The following is an 18,286-nucleotide window of genomic DNA, read 5'->3' on the forward strand; positions in this document are numbered from 1 at the left end:
TACTCAAGGTACGCTTTTTCGTTTAAAGCAGTTTGTTAATGGGCTTCGGTCTGATGAGCGAGTTCAATCTGATTGAGGATATGATGGCTCATATTCTTGGCCATTTCCTCTTTGGCATAGAATACTTCCCCAATATTTTCCTCACGAATAATCACCGCTTCTTCTTTGCTTTCTGCACAGATCAGGACCTGAATTTCAGGATTAAGCTGTTTGGAAATATCCACGATACGATGAATATCCAGAATATCCATCGGTGAGATCACTAACAGGCGCGCATACTGAATGTGTGCCTGAATCAAGACATTCGGTTCGGTGGCTTCACCGCTGACTGCTGCTCTGCCTTGGGCACGTAGTTTTTCAACAATTTCCCGGTTTTCTTCAGCAATCACCACTTTGATGTTTTGCTGCATCAGGTTTTCACTGATACGACGACCCACCCCCCCATAGCCGATAATTACCACCTGATCGCGCAGGTAAGCCTGATCTACCTCATCTGGAAGCATTGCCAGTGGGTCACCACTACGTTCCAGTAAACGTGCCAAATGCGAGCGCTCACGGATCCAGCGTTGGACTGGCTCGATCGCAGAGAACACAAATGAGTTCAGCGTAATTGAGAATAATGCGCCTGCAAGAATCAGGTTTTGTGCATCCGGTGTCAGCAAACCGAGTGATAAGCCCAGTGTTGCCAGAATGAAAGAGAATTCCCCAATCTGGGCCAGACTTGCACCTACCGTTAAAGCAGTATTAATCGGGTAGCGGAAGAACAGCACCAAAGCCATTGCAGCCAAGGTCTTACCCACCATAATGATGGCAACCACCGCTAAAATCTTTAATGGGGCTTCGACCAAGATACCTGGATCGAATAACATACCCACGGAAACGAAAAATAGAATCGAGAAGATTTCACGGAGGGGCAGGGTTTCTTCTTCGGCGCGATGACTAAAGTCCGATTCTTTAACCACCATCCCGGCAAAGAATGCGCCCAATGCCATGGATACGCCAAATACCGCATATGAACCATAAGCAATGGAGACCGCAGCTGCCACCACAGTCAGAGTAAACAGCTCACGTGAACCCAGACGTGCCACAAATTGCATGATCATCGGCACAAGACGTTTACCAATAATCAGCATGAAGGCAATAAAGCCCGTCACTTTAAGCAGGGTGATCCCGATCGTGACCCAGATGCTTTGTGAAGTATCGGTACCAGGAAGGGCTTGTCCGCCCAGCAATACCGCCGTTGCAGGGAGAAGTACCAGTGCTAACACCATCACTAGGTCTTCAACCAGAAGCCAGCCGACGGCAATTTTTCCATTCACCGAATCGAGCAGGCCACGATCTCCTAGCGCCTTGAGTAAGACCACGGTACTGGCACAGGATAAGCTTAAACCGAAAATCAACGCTGAACCGAAGCTCCAGCCCCAATACATGGACACCGCAACGCCGAGTAAGGTTGCCACGGCGATTTGTAAAATCGCACCCGGTAAGGCAATACGGCGAACCTGTAATAAATCTTTGAGGGAGAAATGCATCCCCACACCGAACATCAGGAACATGACCCCGAGTTCGGCCAGCTGATTGGCGAGCTGGATGTCACCCACAACACCGGGCGTATTTGGACTAATAATAATACCGGCAACAAGATAGCCGATTAAAGGGGGGAGGCGTAGACGTGCTGCGATATAGCCAAAAATAAGGGCCATACCAAAACCGACAGCAAGTAATATAATTAAATCAACATCATGTGGCATCGGAGCTCCTTAATCGTTGCGGTTAAGGTAGAAATAAATGAGCATAAAACATGCCAAGAAAACAGCGAATAAATTGTAACAACTAAAATCGAATTTGTTGATGATAATTTTTTTAATTATCAAAAAAAATTATGTAAGAGATTTATTCATGTGTTTTTTTAGTTATACCGCGTTTTTCAGGCAAAAAAAACGACTTCAAAAGAAGTCGTTTTTTTAAAGAACTAAAATTATTTAATTTTAGCTTCTTTGAAGATGACGTGTTGACGGATTTTTGGATCAAATTTTTTGATTTCCATTTTTTCCGGCATAGTACGTTTGTTCTTAGTAGTGGTATAGAAATAACCTGTACCAGCTGTAGAAACGAGGCGAATCTTATCACGCATTGTTCAGACTCCTTAGATCTTTTGACCTTGAGCACGGAGATCAGCAACAACTTTCTCGATACCCAATTTATCAATAATACGCATACCTTTAGTGGTTAAACGAAGACGTACAAAACGCTTTTCGCTTTCTAACCAAAAACGGTGGTGGTGCAGGTTCGGCTCGAACCGGCGTTTGGTTTTGTTGTTTGCGTGCGACACGTTGTTACCAACGATAGGACGCTTGCCGGTAACTTGGCAAACCTTAGACATGGTGAACTCCATTGCTAGTTTATACAGCACAATTTCGTGCAACTAGCCATTCAAGTAAACGGATGAAATCATTCAAGGGGCGTTTTATACCAAAAATACGATTAAAAGACAAGCGAATTTGGTAAAAACAAGACATGATCTGGTGTGATAGATCATGCCTTAACCAGCTTAACGAAATAGTGTTTTTAAAAGCAGTTTGTGTGTCGCTTTATTATACGGTGGCAGAATGAATTTTAAACTGTAAAGTTTAGGGCTAACTGGATTCGACATCATTGAGCGTTCATGTGAGAAGCTAAAGAAACCTTCCTTGCCATGATATTTGCCCATGCCCGATGCGCCAATGCCGCCAAATGGCAAGTCATCTTGAGCCACGTGGGTCAGGGTCTGGTTAATCCCGAAGTGTCCTGAATGCGTGCGGCCTGCGACATAATCGGCACGGGCACTATCTGTATCAAAATAATAGAAGGCCAGTGGGCGAGGGCGACTATTAATAAACTGTAGGGCTTCGTCAATATGTTCGTATTCCAGAATAGGAAGAATTGGACCAAAGATCTCGTTCTTCATAATCTCCATTTCTGTGGTCACACCGGTTAATAGGGTCGGTGCAATTTTACGAACCTCGGTCAGAGACTCATTCTTGGCATTGAGCTCAACAATATTGGCGCCTTGGTCACGGGCATCTTCCAGATAACCTTGCAGGCGGTTGTACTGCTTGTCATTGATAATAGAAGTATAGTCGTTATTATCACGCAAGCTTGGATACATGGTGGTGACAAAGTCATTGTAATGCTTGGTGAACTCAGCCGTTTTGCCCTTAGGCAGGAACATATAATCAGGGGCAACACAGGTTTGGCCCGCATTCCAGAGTTTACCGACCGCAATCCGCTGTGCCACATCACGAATGTTCATAGCGGAATGCATCAGCGCAGGGGATTTGCCACCTAATTCTAAAATCACGGGTACCAGGTTTTCCGCCGCTGCCGCCATGACAGTTTTCCCTACCGAGGTTGAGCCGGTGAAAATCATTTTGTCAAAAGCTAGGTGGCTGAATGCATCTGAAATAACCCCGCCACCATTTACCACAGCCACCAGTTCCTGCGGAAATGCTTCTGAAAGGGCATTTTCCAGTACATAACCAAAGTGTGAGGATGCACTCGAGATTTTAATCATGGCATGGTTACCCGCTGCCAAGGCACAGATCAGTGGACCCAGTGAAAGGAGCAGAGGATAGTTCCATGGTGCAATAATGCCGACGACACCTAAAGGTTGATATTCTACCCAGCCTTTCGCTGGTTGGTGTAACATGCTGATATGGCGTTTGGACGGTTTCATCCATTCGGTTAGGTTCTTGCTGTAATATTTGATATGTTCCAGACAAGTCAGAACTTCGCCAATCTTGGTTTCCATTACGGCACGGTTGCCATAATCCTGATTAATTGCGTTAGCAAATTGATCTTGATATTTTACCAGGATATTTTTAAGTCGGGCTAAGCGATCAAGACGTTCTTTGGCGCTTGGCACAGGATGGCGTTGGTAAGCTGCTTTTTGCTGCTCAAGCAAATCATGTAGCCGTTGTACATCAACATGAGGTGTCATAGCGGTTGTTTTTGTTTGACTGTTCATAGGAGTGGACCAAAAGAAAGCTTATTATTTTTTAATTTTTAGAGTAAATACTCTAAAGTGTCAAGTCGCTTTATAGGTTTGTTTTATAACCTATTGATAATGTTATAGATGGTTAAACTCAATGTCGCACGCTAAACCGAACAAAACAAAAGATCGAATTTTGCAAATCAGTTTGCAGTTGTTTAATGAGCGTGGAGAGCGTTCGGTCACCACCAATCACATTGCGGCTGAACTGGGGATTAGCCCTGGTAACCTGTATTATCATTTCCGTAACAAACAGGAAATTATCAAGGAACTGGCGCAGCAGTATCAGGCTGAAACCTTGGAAATGCTGGCTTTGCCGACCGATCGCCCATTGAATGCCAATGACAAGATCAGCTACTTTCAGGTGCTGAGTAATCAGTTGTGGGCCTATCGTTTTATTCACCGCGATGTGTATCATCTGGTGGAAAATAATGAAGACTTTAGAAAAATCTATCCGCGTTTTGCAGGACAGGTGATGCAGCAGGGCCAAAAAATCTATCGTGCTTTCGTGGATGCCGGCCTGATGAAGATGACCGATTCGGAAATCGAAGCCTTGATTATTAACCTGTGGATTGTGCTGACCAACTGGACTAACTTCTTATATATGTCTGGTCATATCAGTGATAACAATCGCCTTGAAGAAAAATGGGTATGGCAGGCTTTGCGTCAGATGGTGTTTCTGGAAGGTCCGTATTTGATGGGGGAAAGCCGCCAGACTTATGAGCAATTATTGAAATCATTGGGTCCATCCGACCTGTTTGCCAGCTTATCTAATCTTAAAAATGACGACGAGTGAGCCTTAGCTATTTAGTCAGGGGCAAAAAAGGGTTAGAATGCCCGGCTTGATTTTAATTTGATTCGAATAAGTGATATTAACCAAATGAACACGACTACAGCCCACACAGCGCGATTACTGATTACTTGTGAAGACAAGCCGGGGATCGTGCAAGCCGTATCGAGCTTTTTGTATCATCAGGGAGCAAACATTACCGCACTTGATCAGTACGCAACAGAAGCTCAGGGCGGGCGTTACTTCATGCGTGTTGAATTTGAACTTGATAATTTGCCATCTCGTAAAGAAGCGCTTATGCAGACTTTTGCTGTAAATGTGGCTGAACGTTATGAAATGCAATGGAAAATGAATTTCGTTGGCGAGTTGAAAAAAGTCGGTATTCTGGTGTCGAAAGTTGACCATGCTTTACTAGAACTGTTATGGCGTCATGCGCGTGGTTCATTACCCTGTGAAATTACCCAGGTGATTTCAAACCATCCAGATTTGCGTGAAGCGGTTGAAAACTTCGGTATTCCTTTCCATGTTGTCCCAGTAAATAAAGACAATAAAGCTGAAGCTTATGCTCAGATTGATGAAATGATGCAAGGCAACGATTTATTGGTGTTGGCGCGTTACATGCAGATTCTCAGCGAAGACTTTGTTGCGAAATGGGAAATGAAGATTATCAATATTCACCATTCCTTCCTGCCAGCTTTCGTGGGTGCAAATCCATATAAGCAAGCCTATGAGAAAGGCGTAAAACTGATTGGTGCAACAGCACACTATGTGACGGCTGATCTCGATCAAGGCCCGATCATTGAGCAGGACGTTGAACGTGTGAGCCATGACTATAACGTTGAACAGCTGCGTGAGTTAGGTGAAGACGTTGAACGTAATGTCTTGGCACGTGCGGTGAAATGGCATTTAGAAGACCGTATTATTGTAGATGGCAATAAAACCGTAGTGTTCTAAGAAACGCTATCCTGCCGTTGTATAAAAAGAACATGCCGTCAGGCATGTTTTTTTATGCCTATTTTTCAAAGCTTAGCAAATATACAAGAAAAAATGGTTGCAAATGAAAACACTTCTCATTTATTATTACGGCACTTTCATTGTTCTATCCGATGAGTGAAATCGCTTTTTTGAAAGCCTCACCATCTATATAGGTACTTAGATTCTTATGAGTCAATCTCCTGCTACATTCAACACGCCACACCCGATGAAAAAGAAAATCATCACTGCCTTAGTTGCGGTTGTGATTGGACATGTAGGAGTTCTGTGGGCGGTGAGCCACATGAAAACGATGGAGCTTAAGCCCGTCGAGAAAGAGCCGCTTAAGGTGAAGTTCGTTAAAATCAAGGAACCGCCAAAGCCTGAGCCGCCTAAACCGAAAGAAAAGCCGAAACCTGAACCTAAAAAAGAAGTGAAAGAGGTCAAGGTGGTTGAAAAACCAATGGCACCTCCACCGAAAAAGATTGAAAAGGTTCAACAGGTAAAAGAAGCGCCAAAACCAGTGCTGCAAAAAACTGAACCTAAAGTTGAGCCAAAAGTTGAAACGACAGTGGTTACCACTAAAGTGACAGAAAAAGTTGTAGAAAAGCCGCAACCCGTACAAGAAGTGGTAAAACCTCAACCTGCTGCTGATCCATCGCCTAAACGTGTTTCAATTGGCGGTTCTGGTGTGCAGTGGAGCCGGTCACCTAAATTATCTGTAACAGCGAAAGATCTGGATAATCAGACACGTTCGGTGATGGTTATGATCGAAGCTGATGAGAAAGGTAAAATTACCAATGCACGGATTACCCGTAGCAGTGGTCTACCGAATCTCGATGAAAAAGTTTTACGTGCTGTAAAAAATGCGAAATTTAAACCGTATATGGAAAATGGTGTTGCTTATCCAATTCGAGCAGAGCAGCCGTTTGATCTTAGTCCTTAATGAAATTTGAGTCCTTGCGACAGATTAAATCAGGAGTTCGTATATGAACTTTTCAGTTTATTGGCAACATGCAGATGCAGTAAGTAAGACACTGTATTTCATCCTATTAGCAATGTCGATTGCAACGTGGACTATTTTCATTCTGCGCATTTTAGGAACACGCCAGTTAAAACAACAGGCTTATAACCAACTGGTGCAAGCTTTGGCTGCGCTAAAATCAAAGTTACAGCCTTTATCGTTTGAACAACGTAAAGCTGTCGCTGAACAAGCATTACTTCGCCAGATCTCTGCTGAGAAATCTCAAGCAGAAAAAGGGGTATCCGTACTTGGAACAATCGCTTCATTGGCACCGTTTGTGGGTTTGTTCGGTACAGTATGGGGAATTTTCCATGCGCTTGTTGCGGTAGGTAAAAGCGGACAGGCTGGTTTGGCTCAGGTAGCAACACCAGTCGGTGAAGCCTTGATCATGACCGGTTTAGGCCTAGCCGTCGCGATTCCTGCAGTAATGGCTTATAACATCTGTGTACGTTTTAACCGTGGCCTGGCACATGATTTACAAGATCAGGCACATAGCCTGTTAATCGATACCATGTTGCAGCAAGAAACAGCGGCAAAAACAGAAACTAAAGCGACTCAACAAAGTTTAGTTGGAGGTCAAGCTTAAAATGGGCTTTCAATTGGGTGAAGACCACGACAGTGGCATGAATGAGATGAATCTCATTCCTCTGATCGACATTATGTTGGTATTGATGATTATCTTTTTAGTCACAGCAACGGTTGCTAACCCATCAATTCCATTAAGTTTACCAAAAACAACGGCTGAAATTGTTGATCCGCCACCAAAAGCAATCACTATTAGTATTAATGACAAAGGTGAAGTGGCTTGGGATGCGCAAATCATTAGCCTGGATGAGTTAGAGAAGCGTTTCCAGGAAGCGGGTCAGGCTGCGACCAAACCGACCGTGCAGTTACGTGCAGATAAAGAATCAAAATATGATACGGTTGCACAGGTCATGTCGCGTGCTAGTGAAGCCGGCTTAAGTGATATTGCGTTTGTAAGTGAAAACTAAAGCTTGATCGTAATAAAAAAGCAACTCGGTGAGTTGCTTTTTTTATGTCTATTCATCTTTAAGCAGGTCAAGATACTTGGCGCGGAGTTTAGACAGCTTAGGAGGAATACTGAAGTTGCAGTAACCTTGTGACGGGTTACGGGCAAAGAAGTTCTGGTGATATTCCTCAGCCGGGTAAAAGGTCGTTACTGGACTGAGTTCAGTCACAATATTCAGCCCTTCATCTTCCAGACTTTGAATGACCTGTTCAGCTTGCTGCTTTTGCTCATTATCAAAGTAATAAATCACAGAGCGATATTGGGTGCCAATATCATTACCCTGACGGTTTAATGTGGTTGGATCATGAGTGGTAAAGAATACATTCAACAATTGGGTGTAGCTGATCTGCTGTTCATCAAAATCAATCAGGATGACTTCGGCATGTTGTGTATTGCCCTGACAGACTTGCTCATAGCTTGGGTTTTGGGTAATCCCGCCGGCATAGCCACTCACCACTTTTTCCACACCTTTCAGTTGTAGAAATACGGCTTCTACACACCAAAAGCATCCACCACCTAACATTGCCTGTTGCATATAACTCCCCGATTTTTAATTTTAAGCATGCCACTAACTTAAACGAACTACCCAAAAAGTAAAAGCCCGTGTTTGAAACGAGCTTTTACTTTTTATAGTAATCGCGTTAAGGAAGTGGCTGGATGACTGTTACGAAGCTGACCAGTACTTTGCCTGATGCATCCATGAATTTAAGCTCATGGCCTTTTAGTTCATAGTTGGTGGTACTTGCCAAAGCATTTGCATATTGGCGAGAAAGGGCACTGTTGTCCTTGCCGATACATGCCATCATGGTTGAAGCAATGGGGCCTAGGCGTAAGATTGAACCTTGGCTTTCAAAAGTCCCCTGAATCTGGTTACAGCCATCTGCACCAAAGAAACGCTTGCCTTGAGCATCGAACTGAATGGCTGGACGTTTGCCAGAAAGATCATTGCTTTTAATCTCCACACCATTGATCTGGGTAGCGATCCAGTTACGGTTATAAAGACCGATGCTTTCTTTCTGAGAAGCGTTTGGTGAAGTCTGGAGAGATTCTGTGGCTGCACAACCCGTCATTGCTACGGCAATTGCCAAAGTACATGTTGTTAAAAAAGGCTTTAACATAAGATTTTAAATCCGAATCATTGTGTTTCTATAAGTGTTTATTAAAAGAAAACAACATGGAGTAGCACAGGATATTCAGTATCCTTTTGTAAATGTTCAGATACTTTTAATGAAATTAGTGGAAAAATCACTCAACTTTCGGCAGGCCTGCGCGAATTACATCCGAAAAATACTCGCTACTTTTATTGGGCTGTTGATCGTACTGTTCAGCACGTGGGTTGATATGTGCCAGACGATACCATTCATTGATGCTGTAATTCTGGTTAAGTGCTTTCAGGTCGTAAAGATAGTTGGGTAAATACCCTGAAGCCAGTAAGCGATAATCTTTCGGTAATTTTTGTGGGTTAATGGCCTGAACCATATCAAATACCAGCGTAGTACAGTTACTGGTTAGGGTGTTGTACCATTTTGCTTCACCGCGAAGTTCATCGGCCTGCTTCAGATATTCAATAAACAGCGCTTTACGCTCTGCCGCGGGCATTTTGACAGGAAATAAATAAACCTGTTCATGACGAATATTACTGCGTGTATACACTATATCTTTTTCGTCTGAAGCGACTAGGCTGAGTTCATACTTACGGAAAAAACCACCAATGGCAGAAAAATCTTCGCCTTTCTCTTTGCGGATCTCAATCGAAAATACCAAAGGCTTTTGATCGGCAAAATCAAAGCTGACCAGCGTATGTGCTATCTGTGGCCCCATCCAATAAGAAGTGATGACATTGATCCCGGTAATTTTGTTCAGATCAATGTTTCGGTCTTCCCAGCGAATGTCATACGTCCCGTCCGCATGCCAGTCAAAGTTACGGACCTTGTGTAAGCTAACCAGATCGCCTTGTTTGCTATAGCTGAGCTGTTCGGCAACTTCTGGATTCCAGTCACGATCTTGTCTGGCTTCGATAGAGAAATACCAAAACAGTGAGCAGGCAAAGGCAACGCAATAAATAATGATATCGGTACGGCGACTGATGAGATGACCGCTGAAATATACACCCAGCAGGCTCAGTGCAAACAGGCTCCAGAGTACAATTGTCACCCGGCTAAAGAAGGTACCGAGCGGTTGTTGAATCCAGAGCGCAAGGCAAAGCCAGACACTGGAAAGAACCACGCATAAGGTGAACAGACCGTGTAAAAGCCCGATCCCTAAGGCAATAAAAAACTCACGTGATCCTATGTTATGCATGGCAACTGCGATCCATTATTATTTTTGGTAGGTCGCAAACTCGAAAGCCACACCAGATTTCTCATCGCGATGTTGTTCTGAGTTTACTTTGTGAAAATCCTCAGAGAGTTCTGGATAATGTGCATCGCCTTGAACATCAAGTTCCACATGGGTTAACTCTAGGCGGTCAGAAATACTAAGGGTTTGAGTAAAAATCTCTCCACCCCCAATAATAAATAAAGAGGCTTTTTCAGCGTGTTGTGCATCTGTAAGTGCGCCGTTTAATGCCTCTTCGATGCTGTGTGCAACTTTAACTCCTTCAAACTGCCATTCAAGATCACGGGTAATCACCCAGTTGACACGATTGGGAAGGGCTCGTCCCATAGATTCAAGGGTTTTACGCCCCATGACCACCACACCACCTTGCGTGATGGCCTTGAAGTGCTTGAGATCAGCCGAGATATGCCACGGCAAAGCATTGCCTTTGCCGATACAGCGATTTTTATCCATCGCAACTACGTGAACAACTTCAGTGCCTTGCCATGCCATTTTATATTCTCTCTAATCTTTTAAACTGCGACGGGTGCTTTAATTGCTGGATGTGACTCATAGCCAACAATTTCAATATCTTCAAATTTAAAATCAAAAATATCGGTAATTTCCGGATTTAACTTTAATTCACAGAGTGGCAATGGTTCGCGAGAAAGCTGTAATTGTGCCTGCTCAAAATGGTTGGCATATAAATGTGTGTCGCCGCCTGTCCAGACAAAATCGCCCACCCCTAAACCGCACACTTGCGCAATCATATGGGTCAGTAAGGCATAGCTGGCAATATTAAAGGGTACGCCTAAGAATACATCGGCACTGCGTTGGTACAGTTGGCAGGATAATTTGTTATCTTGGACAAAAAACTGGAACAGGGTATGACAAGGTGGCAAAGCAACTTTACCTGCTTCATTCGGGTTCCAGCCAGACACGATCAAACGACGTGAGTTTGGATTGGTCTTGATTTCATTCACCAACCATTTGATCTGGTCAAAACCATCTTGCTGATAGCTGCCATCTGCATTCTGGGTTGCGCCAAAGTTACGCCATTGGTGACCATAAACAGGGCCAAGTTCGCCTTCTGGACGGCCAAAGCGCGCCGTTTGCTCAGCCGTTGCCCATTCATCCCAGATCGTGACTTTGTTGTCTTTTAGGTATTGAACGTTGGTATCGCCTTTGAGGAACCAGAGCAGCTCGATCACGATGGAACGGAAATGTACTTTTTTGGTGGTCAGTAATGGAAAACCTTGTGAAAGATCAAAGCGCATCTGATGACCGAATACTGAACGTGTTCCTGTTCCTGTACGGTCACCTTTGTCGCCGCCATTATCGAGGATATGTTGTAAAAGGTCTAAATATGTACGCATCGTCATTCCTATCGCAGATTTTGCTCGGGCTCATCTTAGCAGAATTTAGCTAATAAATAAGGGGGCAGTTGAGCGTCATTAACTGTCGTGGTACAGACTTTGTTCTCTATTTTAATTTAGCTGCTTGTTTTATATTAAGTTCTATAAATAACGACAGAGACAATCAACAAAATGAATCTTCAAGCCGAGCATTTACCGCATACTTTACATCCATACCTAGAAAAAATTTCAGCCACTATTCTGCCAACAGTTACGATGCAACTCACAGCAAGTGATAACTTAAGCTTATGGCAAAGTAAGATTGGGGGAGAGCCGTATTTACCTTTGGATACCGCTTATCCAGTCGATACTAATGGCAATCCGTTGGCCTTGTTGGCACAGTTTAATTTTGCTGAAATTCCAAGTTTACCCAATTTTCCAGACCAGGGAATTTTGCAGTTCTATATTGCAGCCGATGATTTGTATGGAATGAATTTCGACGACCAACAACAGCAATCGGGTTTTAAGGTCTTATATTTTGATCAGGTGATTGCAGACGCAGCGCAATTAAAACAGGATTTTTCCGAGCTTGAGTTTGATGAAGACGCTTATTTACCATTTACGGGACAATACTCGATTGAATTTAACCTCACTTCTCAGCCCATTAGCCTCGGTGATTTTGCCTTTGCACCGAAGATTTTAGGGGGTGAAGAGCTTTACGATTTTGAAGATCGATTTGAAGGTGGCGATTTCGAAGATGATTTTATCGAACCTTATGATGAGGTTGCTTCCGCAAGTGGACACCGTTTAGGCGGTTATCCTTATTTTACCCAAACTGATCCACGTCAATATAATGAAAAAGTTCAAGATTATGTACTGCTTTTTCAGCTGGATACCGATGATGCTGAAAACGAAATTATGTGGGGCGATTCGGGTGTGGGGAATTTCTTTATCCATCCAGAAGATTTAAAGAACAGAGACTTTTCTAAAGTGCTATACAACTGGGATTGTTGTTAAATAAAAAAAGCGGATGAATTGTCATCCGCTTTTTTCTCGCTTTGGAATCTTATTCAGTCACAAAAGTCACTTTGCCGTCTGCTAAAGATTTAACACGGGCTAAGGACTCAACGCGGTAGCCTTTTTCAAGCAACACGTCACGACCCGGCTGGAACGATTTTTCAATCACGATACCGACACCAACCACTTCAGCATTTGCTTGGTGAATCAAGTCGATGAGACCTAAAGCAGCCTGACCATTGGCAAGGAAGTCATCAATCACTAGCGCTTTGTCGCTTGAGCTGATGTGCTTGTTTGAAATTGCAATGGTGCTTTCAGTTTGTTTGGTAAACGAGAACACTTTAGAACGGTAAAGGTCGTCTTTGAGTGTTAATGACTGGTATTTACGGGCGAAAATAACAGGAACGCCAAGTTCTAAACCTGCCATGATTGCAGGTGCAATACCTGAAGCTTCGATGGTAATAATTTTAGTAATACCTGCATCTTTAAAGCGAGCGGCAAACTCTTTACCAATCAGCTGCATTAACACAGGATCGATTTGGTGGTTTAAGAAAGCGTCAACTTTCAACACCTGATCAGATAGAACGATACCTTCATTTAAGATTTTCTGTTCTAAAGCGTACACGGGAGAATCCTCTAAACGGATGCTTGTTCAAGCAAAGGCATATTTTAAAAAGCATCAAAAAAAATGCAAGCCAAAATTGACCAGTTGCTTAGTTTGTTTTACCCGAATAGCCAGTTAATAACAGTCCGTAAGACGATTTTCCATCATTATGCGCCATTTTTACTGGCAGATAGTCAAGTTTTGGTGCTAACCAGAACACGGTATTACGTTCAGGTTTATCATGCTGCATGACCACTTTAATGGCATCGAATGTCCCATAAGGGGTCTTGATACTTTCAGTACCTTGTTTAACAAAACGACGTTCATCCAAAGCTTTGGCATCTGCAATCAAGTATTTGCTTTTCAGGGAATTATTTTTCAAATCTTCACGGATTTGCAATTCGGCATTCAACTCATCCAGCGCGCCCGCCTGCCATGCAAATGAACGGCTCTGGTCATCCTTTTTGGTATTCACCACTTTACTGCTTGGGTTGAAATTAATATTCATCGTATTGTTGTGAATCAGGATCTTGCTGCTACGGCTGAAATTTTGTGAGGTAATTTTGTTATTGGCAAAATTAAACTGGCTGGTTTCAGAGGCAGACGCAATCGCACCGGCTTTGGCATTGAACTTATAGGTCCAGTTATTGCCTTGTTGGGAAAGGGTGCGTGTTGCAGAACCCAGATTTTTATTGTTGTAGCTAAACTGATAGCTGGCCTGAAAAGGTGCCATCGCCAATGCATGACTAGATAAGCTTGCACTTAAAATGGCCGCAGAGGTAATACCCACTACTTTCAATAATTTCTTTGTCATAACATTCTATCCTCTGAGCGATCTGGATAAGGCAATCACTCATTTCAAACTACGATTGAATACTATTATGCTGCTAGATTGTGAAGAAAAGATCAGGCTTTTTACTAAGCGCTTGTTAATTTTTCGTATAAATCATGAAGTTGTGTATATACGTGGTATGGGTTATGGTGCAACATACCACCGAATAATCAATTTGTTACTGCTTAGGGTCTTTTTGCTGAATCGGGGTGACTTCAGTATCTTCCAGCCCATCTTCATCAAAGTCGTCATCGTTTGACGGCGACAGAATTGCAGCCAGATTAACATTGCCCCAGACGATTAACTCTGCTGGACGAACCCGGGCTCGGTTTACATGCACTTTGCTCAGCGTTTCGATAATACTGGCTTTCTTGCCAAGCCAGCGATTCAGGTCCAGATAAAGCAATTCATCCTTGACCTTGACGATATCAAAATGTTCCAGGATTTTACCTAGTGGATCTTCTTCACGAAATTTCTGGTAATACCAGATGGCAATGTAAAAGCCCCATTTCTGAAAAATATTCTTGAATTTTGCTTCAATGACCTGAGTATTGCTGATCTGTTCAAACACCATCAGTTGTACGTTTTGATTCATTTCCATCTGAATCAATTTCAAGTCAACCGAGAGCGTGGTATGTAAGCCTTTTACATCTAGCGTGGTATATAAGCGTAACCAGCCATCATATAAATCGGCATGCAGGTCTTGCATCATGTCGACATTTTCTGTGACATAACGCTCCATGGTGGCATTCACAAAAACTTGTGAAAGCGAAAATTCTCTTTCTTCTTCGATGAATTCTTCTGCTTTTTGGTAAACTTTACGTAGACGTTTAAAAACGGACGAGATTAGCGTTTGCATAAAAGTTGTTCCAGAAAGTGAATTGATAGGTCATGCAATACCACGATCTTTGTATTAACTAAAAAATAAAAATAAATTTCTAACTTGCAGTGTAGCAAAATTAATTGCTACATTTTCATAAAATGATGTTATGGAAACACTGTAACTATAAGTGGATCACATTTTTGTAAAATTTTGAATATTGTTTGGGTTTTTATACGGTTATCACCGTTGGAGATGAGGCATTTTTTGCCGCTTGAATCGCATGTGGAATAAAATAAATTTTCGTTCAGCGCTGTCTGGTTATTGGTGGCAAGATCCGCTTTTTGTAGGGGCGGTTGCTTTGGCGATGCTGCTGCATGGTGCTGTGCTGGCTATTCATTTTACCATGCCATCGCCTGCAGATACCTCAACCAAAGAGATTGCAGTCACTGTGCGTCCCAGTGCGGATAAAGTCAAAGAGGCGGATTTTCTGGCCCAGGCGGATCAACAGGGTTCGGGTGATTTTCGTCAAGCGCATCGTATGTCCAGTGATATGCCAGCGCCCATGCAGGCTGATGCGACAACAGGTGAGTCTACACTAGAAAGTCTGGAAAAAGTTCAACAGAAGCGTGAACTCAAGTTTGAAGAAAAAGTATTAATGACGGTTTTAAGCTGGCAAAAACAGGCAGAACAAAGCGAACGTAAAAAGACGCTGGATGAGTTACAAAGCCAGTTTCAGGCCAAGGCCGCGATGGTAGCGAGCTTGGAAGCACAATATTTACAACGGCAGCAAAATTTTAGCCGCAAGCAACGCATTAAAACGGTTGATGGCATTCAAGCCAAACAAGATGCATCCGCTGCCTATCTGGATAAGTTCCGTCAAAAAGTCGAATTGTATGGCAACCGTTATTATCCGGATGAGGCAAAGCAGCAACGTTTAGCCGGAGAAGTGCGTTTAATGGTGATTCTGAATGCGGAGGGCGGGATTCGGGCGATTCGTTTAATCGAAAGTTCGGGGCATTCCGTTTTGGATGAAGCTGCTAAAGCCTCAGTACGCCGTGGTGCACCCTTTGGCGCATTTGATGCAGCGATGAAAAAGGATATTTCCGAGTTAAGGATTATCCGGACCTGGCGTTTTGACCCCGTTGATGCAGAGTTTGAAGTGCATTAATTATAAGTTGCTGAATAACATACTGAATAAAATATTATTCCTTATCTTTGCGAAGCGAATAAATCATAAAAACGGCTGGATTTAGCCGTTTTTTATGCGCTTTGTGGATAAGTTTGTATTTATTCACAATTCCTTTTGACTGGAATAGGCTCGTTCAATCTTACAGATTTCAACGCTAAAGTCCTGATACCATTTTTGTTGACCCAAGCGCTGAGCTACTTGATGTTCTGCATCTTGTTGCCAACGTTGAATATCTTCAAGGCTATGCCAATAAGACAGGGCAATTTCAAAACCATTTTCACTGCATGCTTCAAACTTGGCACAGTTAAACTGGCTCAAGGCTTTATGTCTGAGCATTTGGGCCATGTCTGAATACGTTGCATCAAGTTGTTTGATCGTGGCTTTAAAAATAACGATATACATAGGACCTTGGCTTAGCTTTCATCCGCTTGGTAAGGATTGGCGATTCCCAGTTTTTTCAGAATCTCGATTTCTAAAGCTTCCATTTCTTCAGCTTCAGCTTCGCTGGTCTCATGGTCATAACCGAGTAAATGTAAAACGCCATGGACCAGTAAATGATTGAAATGATCATTTGGTGTTTTTTGCTGTTCAGCGGCTTCTTGTAAAACTACAGGAATACAAATCACCAAATCCCCTAAAGGCTCTGCATCCAGTAAGCTGAGCATTTCCTCTGGAATATCACTTGGAAAAGAAAGCACATTGGTCGGTTTGTCTTTTTCACGATATTGCAAATTGAGTTCATGGCTTTCTGCCAGATCTACACAGGCAATCCCGATTTCACAATTGACATCGAAATCAACATGACGCAGTGCAGTTTCGATATTTTTTTTGATTTGCCCACGTTTGAGTGACAATTCAGCAGCTTGAAAGTCTTGTTGAAGACTTAAATTGATTTTCAAAATAGATCCTTAGATATAAATTAGATCTACGAACTTAGATTGAGTCTAAGAAACGTAGATAAAGATCATGGTGGAATCTTGCCACATTCTCATCCATTTGCTGGATAAGCCTTCGGCGCGACCTACTTTTGTTTTGGCAAAAGTAGGCAAAACCTGATTTTACATTATTGTAACGTTAAATCCGCATCCTTCATTCACAGCATAGCTGTTCATCTTGCGCTCAGACAAAGCATAGCTTTGTTTATCTTCGCTCAGGTTGCGAATGACAGCTCCGAGTATCGAATTAGATTAATATTATTTAATGCTGAGCATCAGCTTTCTCATCATTTTCTGCAATCAGTGCTTCTTGTTTGGCTTTGCGTTCGGCGCGGGCTTCTGCTGACAAGCGTTGCTGCTCATTATCCCAGCCTTCGTAAGCTTCAACAATTTTTTGTACCAGTTGATGGCGCACCACATCACGTGAGTGGAAACGGGTGATATGAATTTCGTGCACATTTTCCAGTACCCGTAAGGCTTGTGCCAAACCGGATTGCTGGCCGCGTGGCAAGTCAACCTGAGTTACGTCACCGGTGATCACGGCACGAGAGCCAAAACCTAAACGGGTCAGGAACATCTTCATCTGTTCAGGGGTGGTATTTTGCGCTTCATCCAAAATCACGAAAGAGTGATTCAGGGTGCGTCCACGCATGTAAGCGAGCGGGGCAACTTCAATCACTTGACGTTCAATCAGTTTAGCTACTTTTTCAAACCCCAGCATTTCATACAGGGCATCGTAAAGCGGACGCAAGTACGGATCGATTTTCTGGGTCAGATCGCCGGGTAAGAAACCCAGCTTTTCACCTGCTTCAACCGCTGGGCGAACCAGTAAAATGCGCTGAATCTCATTGCGTTCCAGCATATCAACCGCAGCAGCAACTGCCAGATAGGTCTTACCTGTCCCGGCAGGGCCGATACCGAATGAGATATCACTTTGTAAAATGCGTTGTACGTAACGTTTTTGATTGGCACCACGTGGGTTGATTCGCCCTTTGCGGGTCTGCAACCAAACACTGTCAAGGCCAGTATGTTCCTGTTCTGAATCATCCATGAGTTCACGGTCGGTCTGTGAACCCTGGATCATCAAATGAATGACATCGGCACTGATTTGTGAGGAAATTTCTGATTCTTGATAGAGCCGTTGCAATAGTGCTTCGGCTCTTTCGACCGCTTCTATATCACCATCGAGATAAAAGGCATCGCCACGGTGAGTAATTTTGACATCTAAACGTTGTTCGATTTGTTTTAAATGCCCGTTATACGCACCGAGCATGCTTTTTAAGCGTTCCAATTGAATCTCAGGGAACGTTACTGTACGTCGAATCGCTGCAGTCAAGATAAACCCTTTTTGTTGCTTTGTAGGAATAAC

At 43.2% G+C, this 18,286-nt stretch carries 22 protein-coding genes; 7 read left to right on the forward strand and 15 right to left on the reverse strand.

The annotated features are described in order from the left end of the window. Window positions 1-35: 35 nt before the first annotated feature. The 4 genes from JO943_RS14835 to JO943_RS14850 form a co-directional block, all read right to left on the reverse strand. On the reverse strand, window positions 36-1,751 hold the full coding sequence (locus JO943_RS14835; RefSeq protein WP_202741200.1) for a cation:proton antiporter: 1,716 nt from the start codon (window positions 1,749-1,751) through the stop codon (window positions 36-38). Window positions 1,752-1,978: 227 nt separating this feature from the next. After that, a complete protein-coding gene (gene rpmG, locus JO943_RS14840; RefSeq protein ID WP_003654787.1) occupies window positions 1,979-2,134 on the reverse strand; it encodes a 50S ribosomal protein L33 in 156 nt (51 codons plus the stop codon). A 12-nt stretch (window positions 2,135-2,146) separates the two neighbouring features. Then, on the reverse strand, window positions 2,147-2,383 hold the full coding sequence (gene rpmB / locus JO943_RS14845) for a 50S ribosomal protein L28 (RefSeq protein ID WP_004649871.1): 237 nt from the start codon (window positions 2,381-2,383) through the stop codon (window positions 2,147-2,149). 168 nt (window positions 2,384-2,551) lie between these two features. Then, window positions 2,552-4,006, reverse strand: coding sequence for a coniferyl aldehyde dehydrogenase (locus JO943_RS14850; protein ID WP_202741201.1), 1,455 nt, complete (start codon window positions 4,004-4,006; stop codon window positions 2,552-2,554). Between the two features lie 121 nt (window positions 4,007-4,127). On the opposite strand from JO943_RS14850, the gene JO943_RS14855 reads away from it, so the two are divergent. From JO943_RS14855 to JO943_RS14875, 5 genes are all read left to right on the forward strand, one after another. Next, a complete protein-coding gene (locus tag JO943_RS14855) occupies window positions 4,128-4,826 on the forward strand; it encodes a TetR/AcrR family transcriptional regulator (RefSeq protein ID WP_004655980.1) in 699 nt (232 codons plus the stop codon). Window positions 4,827-4,910: 84 nt separating this feature from the next. Beyond that, window positions 4,911-5,774 (forward strand): formyltetrahydrofolate deformylase, encoded by an 864-nt coding sequence (gene purU, locus JO943_RS14860; protein WP_005226672.1) that lies wholly within the window; start codon window positions 4,911-4,913, stop codon window positions 5,772-5,774. A gap of 208 nt (window positions 5,775-5,982) precedes the next feature. Then, window positions 5,983-6,738 (forward strand): energy transducer TonB, encoded by a 756-nt coding sequence (locus tag JO943_RS14865; RefSeq protein WP_032870753.1) that lies wholly within the window; start codon window positions 5,983-5,985, stop codon window positions 6,736-6,738. 43 nt (window positions 6,739-6,781) lie between these two features. Continuing rightward, window positions 6,782-7,402, forward strand: coding sequence for a MotA/TolQ/ExbB proton channel family protein (locus JO943_RS14870; RefSeq protein ID WP_004774288.1), 621 nt, complete (start codon window positions 6,782-6,784; stop codon window positions 7,400-7,402). Window position 7,403: 1 nt separating this feature from the next. Further along, a complete protein-coding gene (locus tag JO943_RS14875) occupies window positions 7,404-7,808 on the forward strand; it encodes an ExbD/TolR family protein (protein ID WP_101237624.1) in 405 nt (134 codons plus the stop codon). 48 nt (window positions 7,809-7,856) lie between these two features. Here the strand turns inward: JO943_RS14875 and msrA are convergent, their stop codons facing one another. The 5 genes from msrA to thyA form a co-directional block, all read right to left on the reverse strand. Further along, window positions 7,857-8,381, reverse strand: a complete 525-nt coding sequence (msrA, locus tag JO943_RS14880; protein ID WP_202741202.1) for a peptide-methionine (S)-S-oxide reductase MsrA — start codon at window positions 8,379-8,381, stop codon at window positions 7,857-7,859. Between the two features lie 106 nt (window positions 8,382-8,487). Beyond that, the gene (locus JO943_RS14885) at window positions 8,488-8,964 is read right to left on the reverse strand and encodes an META domain-containing protein (RefSeq protein WP_005226676.1); all 477 of its coding nucleotides are present in this window, start codon (window positions 8,962-8,964) and stop codon (window positions 8,488-8,490) included. A gap of 127 nt (window positions 8,965-9,091) precedes the next feature. Continuing rightward, entirely contained in the window at window positions 9,092-10,147 is a 1,056-nt protein-coding gene (locus tag JO943_RS14890) for a DUF4105 domain-containing protein (RefSeq protein ID WP_202741203.1), read from the reverse strand. 18 nt (window positions 10,148-10,165) lie between these two features. Further along, a complete protein-coding gene (locus tag JO943_RS14895) occupies window positions 10,166-10,675 on the reverse strand; it encodes a dihydrofolate reductase (RefSeq protein ID WP_202741204.1) in 510 nt (169 codons plus the stop codon). Window positions 10,676-10,695: 20 nt separating this feature from the next. Next, a complete protein-coding gene (gene thyA / locus JO943_RS14900; protein ID WP_005280599.1) occupies window positions 10,696-11,538 on the reverse strand; it encodes a thymidylate synthase in 843 nt (280 codons plus the stop codon). Window positions 11,539-11,709: 171 nt separating this feature from the next. On the opposite strand from thyA, the gene JO943_RS14905 reads away from it, so the two are divergent. Continuing rightward, window positions 11,710-12,534, forward strand: a complete 825-nt coding sequence (locus JO943_RS14905; RefSeq protein ID WP_202741205.1) for a YwqG family protein — start codon at window positions 11,710-11,712, stop codon at window positions 12,532-12,534. Between the two features lie 49 nt (window positions 12,535-12,583). On the opposite strand, the gene JO943_RS14910 is transcribed toward JO943_RS14905, so the two are convergent. The 3 genes from JO943_RS14910 to JO943_RS14920 all read right to left on the reverse strand — a co-directional run bounded on the left by JO943_RS14910 (window position 12,584) and on the right by JO943_RS14920 (window position 14,829). Next, complete coding sequence (locus JO943_RS14910) at window positions 12,584-13,159, reverse strand: xanthine phosphoribosyltransferase (RefSeq protein WP_005226682.1); 576 nt, start codon at window positions 13,157-13,159, stop codon at window positions 12,584-12,586. 88 nt (window positions 13,160-13,247) lie between these two features. After that, window positions 13,248-13,952: a DUF3108 domain-containing protein gene (locus JO943_RS14915; RefSeq protein WP_005226683.1), complete on the reverse strand. Its 705-nt coding sequence runs from the start codon at window positions 13,950-13,952 to the stop codon at window positions 13,248-13,250. Window positions 13,953-14,148: 196 nt separating this feature from the next. Next, window positions 14,149-14,829, reverse strand: a complete 681-nt coding sequence (locus JO943_RS14920) for a hypothetical protein (protein ID WP_005280587.1) — start codon at window positions 14,827-14,829, stop codon at window positions 14,149-14,151. Between the two features lie 244 nt (window positions 14,830-15,073). Between JO943_RS14920 and JO943_RS14925 the strand changes: the two genes are divergently transcribed. Further along, window positions 15,074-15,961 carry an energy transducer TonB gene (locus JO943_RS14925; RefSeq protein ID WP_009514149.1) on the forward strand — a complete coding sequence of 296 codons (888 nt, stop codon included), beginning with the start codon at window positions 15,074-15,076 and terminating at the stop codon, window positions 15,959-15,961. A 123-nt stretch (window positions 15,962-16,084) separates the two neighbouring features. Here the strand turns inward: JO943_RS14925 and JO943_RS14930 are convergent, their stop codons facing one another. From JO943_RS14930 to JO943_RS14940, 3 genes are all read right to left on the reverse strand, one after another. Then, entirely contained in the window at window positions 16,085-16,384 is a 300-nt protein-coding gene (locus JO943_RS14930; protein WP_005226696.1) for an antibiotic biosynthesis monooxygenase family protein, read from the reverse strand. 11 nt (window positions 16,385-16,395) lie between these two features. Next, a complete protein-coding gene (gene ybeY, locus JO943_RS14935) occupies window positions 16,396-16,881 on the reverse strand; it encodes an rRNA maturation RNase YbeY (protein WP_005226697.1) in 486 nt (161 codons plus the stop codon). Between the two features lie 298 nt (window positions 16,882-17,179). Further along, complete coding sequence (locus JO943_RS14940; protein ID WP_032870775.1) at window positions 17,180-18,253, reverse strand: PhoH family protein; 1,074 nt, start codon at window positions 18,251-18,253, stop codon at window positions 17,180-17,182. Window positions 18,254-18,286: the final 33 nt, after the last annotated feature.

Origin of the sequence: Acinetobacter sp. 'aerobic (ED)' (assembly GCF_904886855.1) — a bacterium.
In the GTDB taxonomy this organism is placed as follows: Bacteria; Pseudomonadota; Gammaproteobacteria; order Pseudomonadales; family Moraxellaceae; genus Acinetobacter; species Acinetobacter courvalinii.

Bases quoted from the DNA above. Each gene is read 5' to 3' on its own strand.
- JO943_RS14925 (WP_009514149.1), top strand. From the start codon at position 15,074: ATGTGGAATAAAATAAATTTTCGTTCAGCGCTGTCTGGTTATTGGTGG.
- JO943_RS14915 (WP_005226683.1), bottom strand. From the start codon at position 13,952: ATGACAAAGAAATTATTGAAAGTAGTGGGTATTACCTCTGCGGCCATT.
- JO943_RS14870 (WP_004774288.1), top strand. From the start codon at position 6,782: ATGAACTTTTCAGTTTATTGGCAACATGCAGATGCAGTAAGTAAGACA.
- JO943_RS14920 (WP_005280587.1), bottom strand. From the start codon at position 14,829: ATGCAAACGCTAATCTCGTCCGTTTTTAAACGTCTACGTAAAGTTTAC.
- thyA (WP_005280599.1), bottom strand. From the start codon at position 11,538: ATGCGTACATATTTAGACCTTTTACAACATATCCTCGATAATGGCGGC.
- JO943_RS14890 (WP_202741203.1), bottom strand. From the start codon at position 10,147: ATGCATAACATAGGATCACGTGAGTTTTTTATTGCCTTAGGGATCGGG.
- JO943_RS14930 (WP_005226696.1), bottom strand. From the start codon at position 16,384: ATGTATATCGTTATTTTTAAAGCCACGATCAAACAACTTGATGCAACG.
- JO943_RS14850 (WP_202741201.1), bottom strand. From the start codon at position 4,006: ATGAACAGTCAAACAAAAACAACCGCTATGACACCTCATGTTGATGTA.
- JO943_RS14835 (WP_202741200.1), bottom strand. From the start codon at position 1,751: ATGCCACATGATGTTGATTTAATTATATTACTTGCTGTCGGTTTTGGT.
- rpmG (WP_003654787.1), bottom strand. From the start codon at position 2,134: ATGCGTGATAAGATTCGCCTCGTTTCTACAGCTGGTACAGGTTATTTC.
- purU (WP_005226672.1), top strand. From the start codon at position 4,911: ATGAACACGACTACAGCCCACACAGCGCGATTACTGATTACTTGTGAA.
- JO943_RS14885 (WP_005226676.1), bottom strand. From the start codon at position 8,964: ATGTTAAAGCCTTTTTTAACAACATGTACTTTGGCAATTGCCGTAGCA.
- JO943_RS14855 (WP_004655980.1), top strand. From the start codon at position 4,128: ATGTCGCACGCTAAACCGAACAAAACAAAAGATCGAATTTTGCAAATC.
- JO943_RS14875 (WP_101237624.1), top strand. From the start codon at position 7,404: ATGGGCTTTCAATTGGGTGAAGACCACGACAGTGGCATGAATGAGATG.
- JO943_RS14865 (WP_032870753.1), top strand. From the start codon at position 5,983: ATGAGTCAATCTCCTGCTACATTCAACACGCCACACCCGATGAAAAAG.
- msrA (WP_202741202.1), bottom strand. From the start codon at position 8,381: ATGCAACAGGCAATGTTAGGTGGTGGATGCTTTTGGTGTGTAGAAGCC.
- rpmB (WP_004649871.1), bottom strand. From the start codon at position 2,383: ATGTCTAAGGTTTGCCAAGTTACCGGCAAGCGTCCTATCGTTGGTAAC.
- JO943_RS14905 (WP_202741205.1), top strand. From the start codon at position 11,710: ATGAATCTTCAAGCCGAGCATTTACCGCATACTTTACATCCATACCTA.
- JO943_RS14895 (WP_202741204.1), bottom strand. From the start codon at position 10,675: ATGGCATGGCAAGGCACTGAAGTTGTTCACGTAGTTGCGATGGATAAA.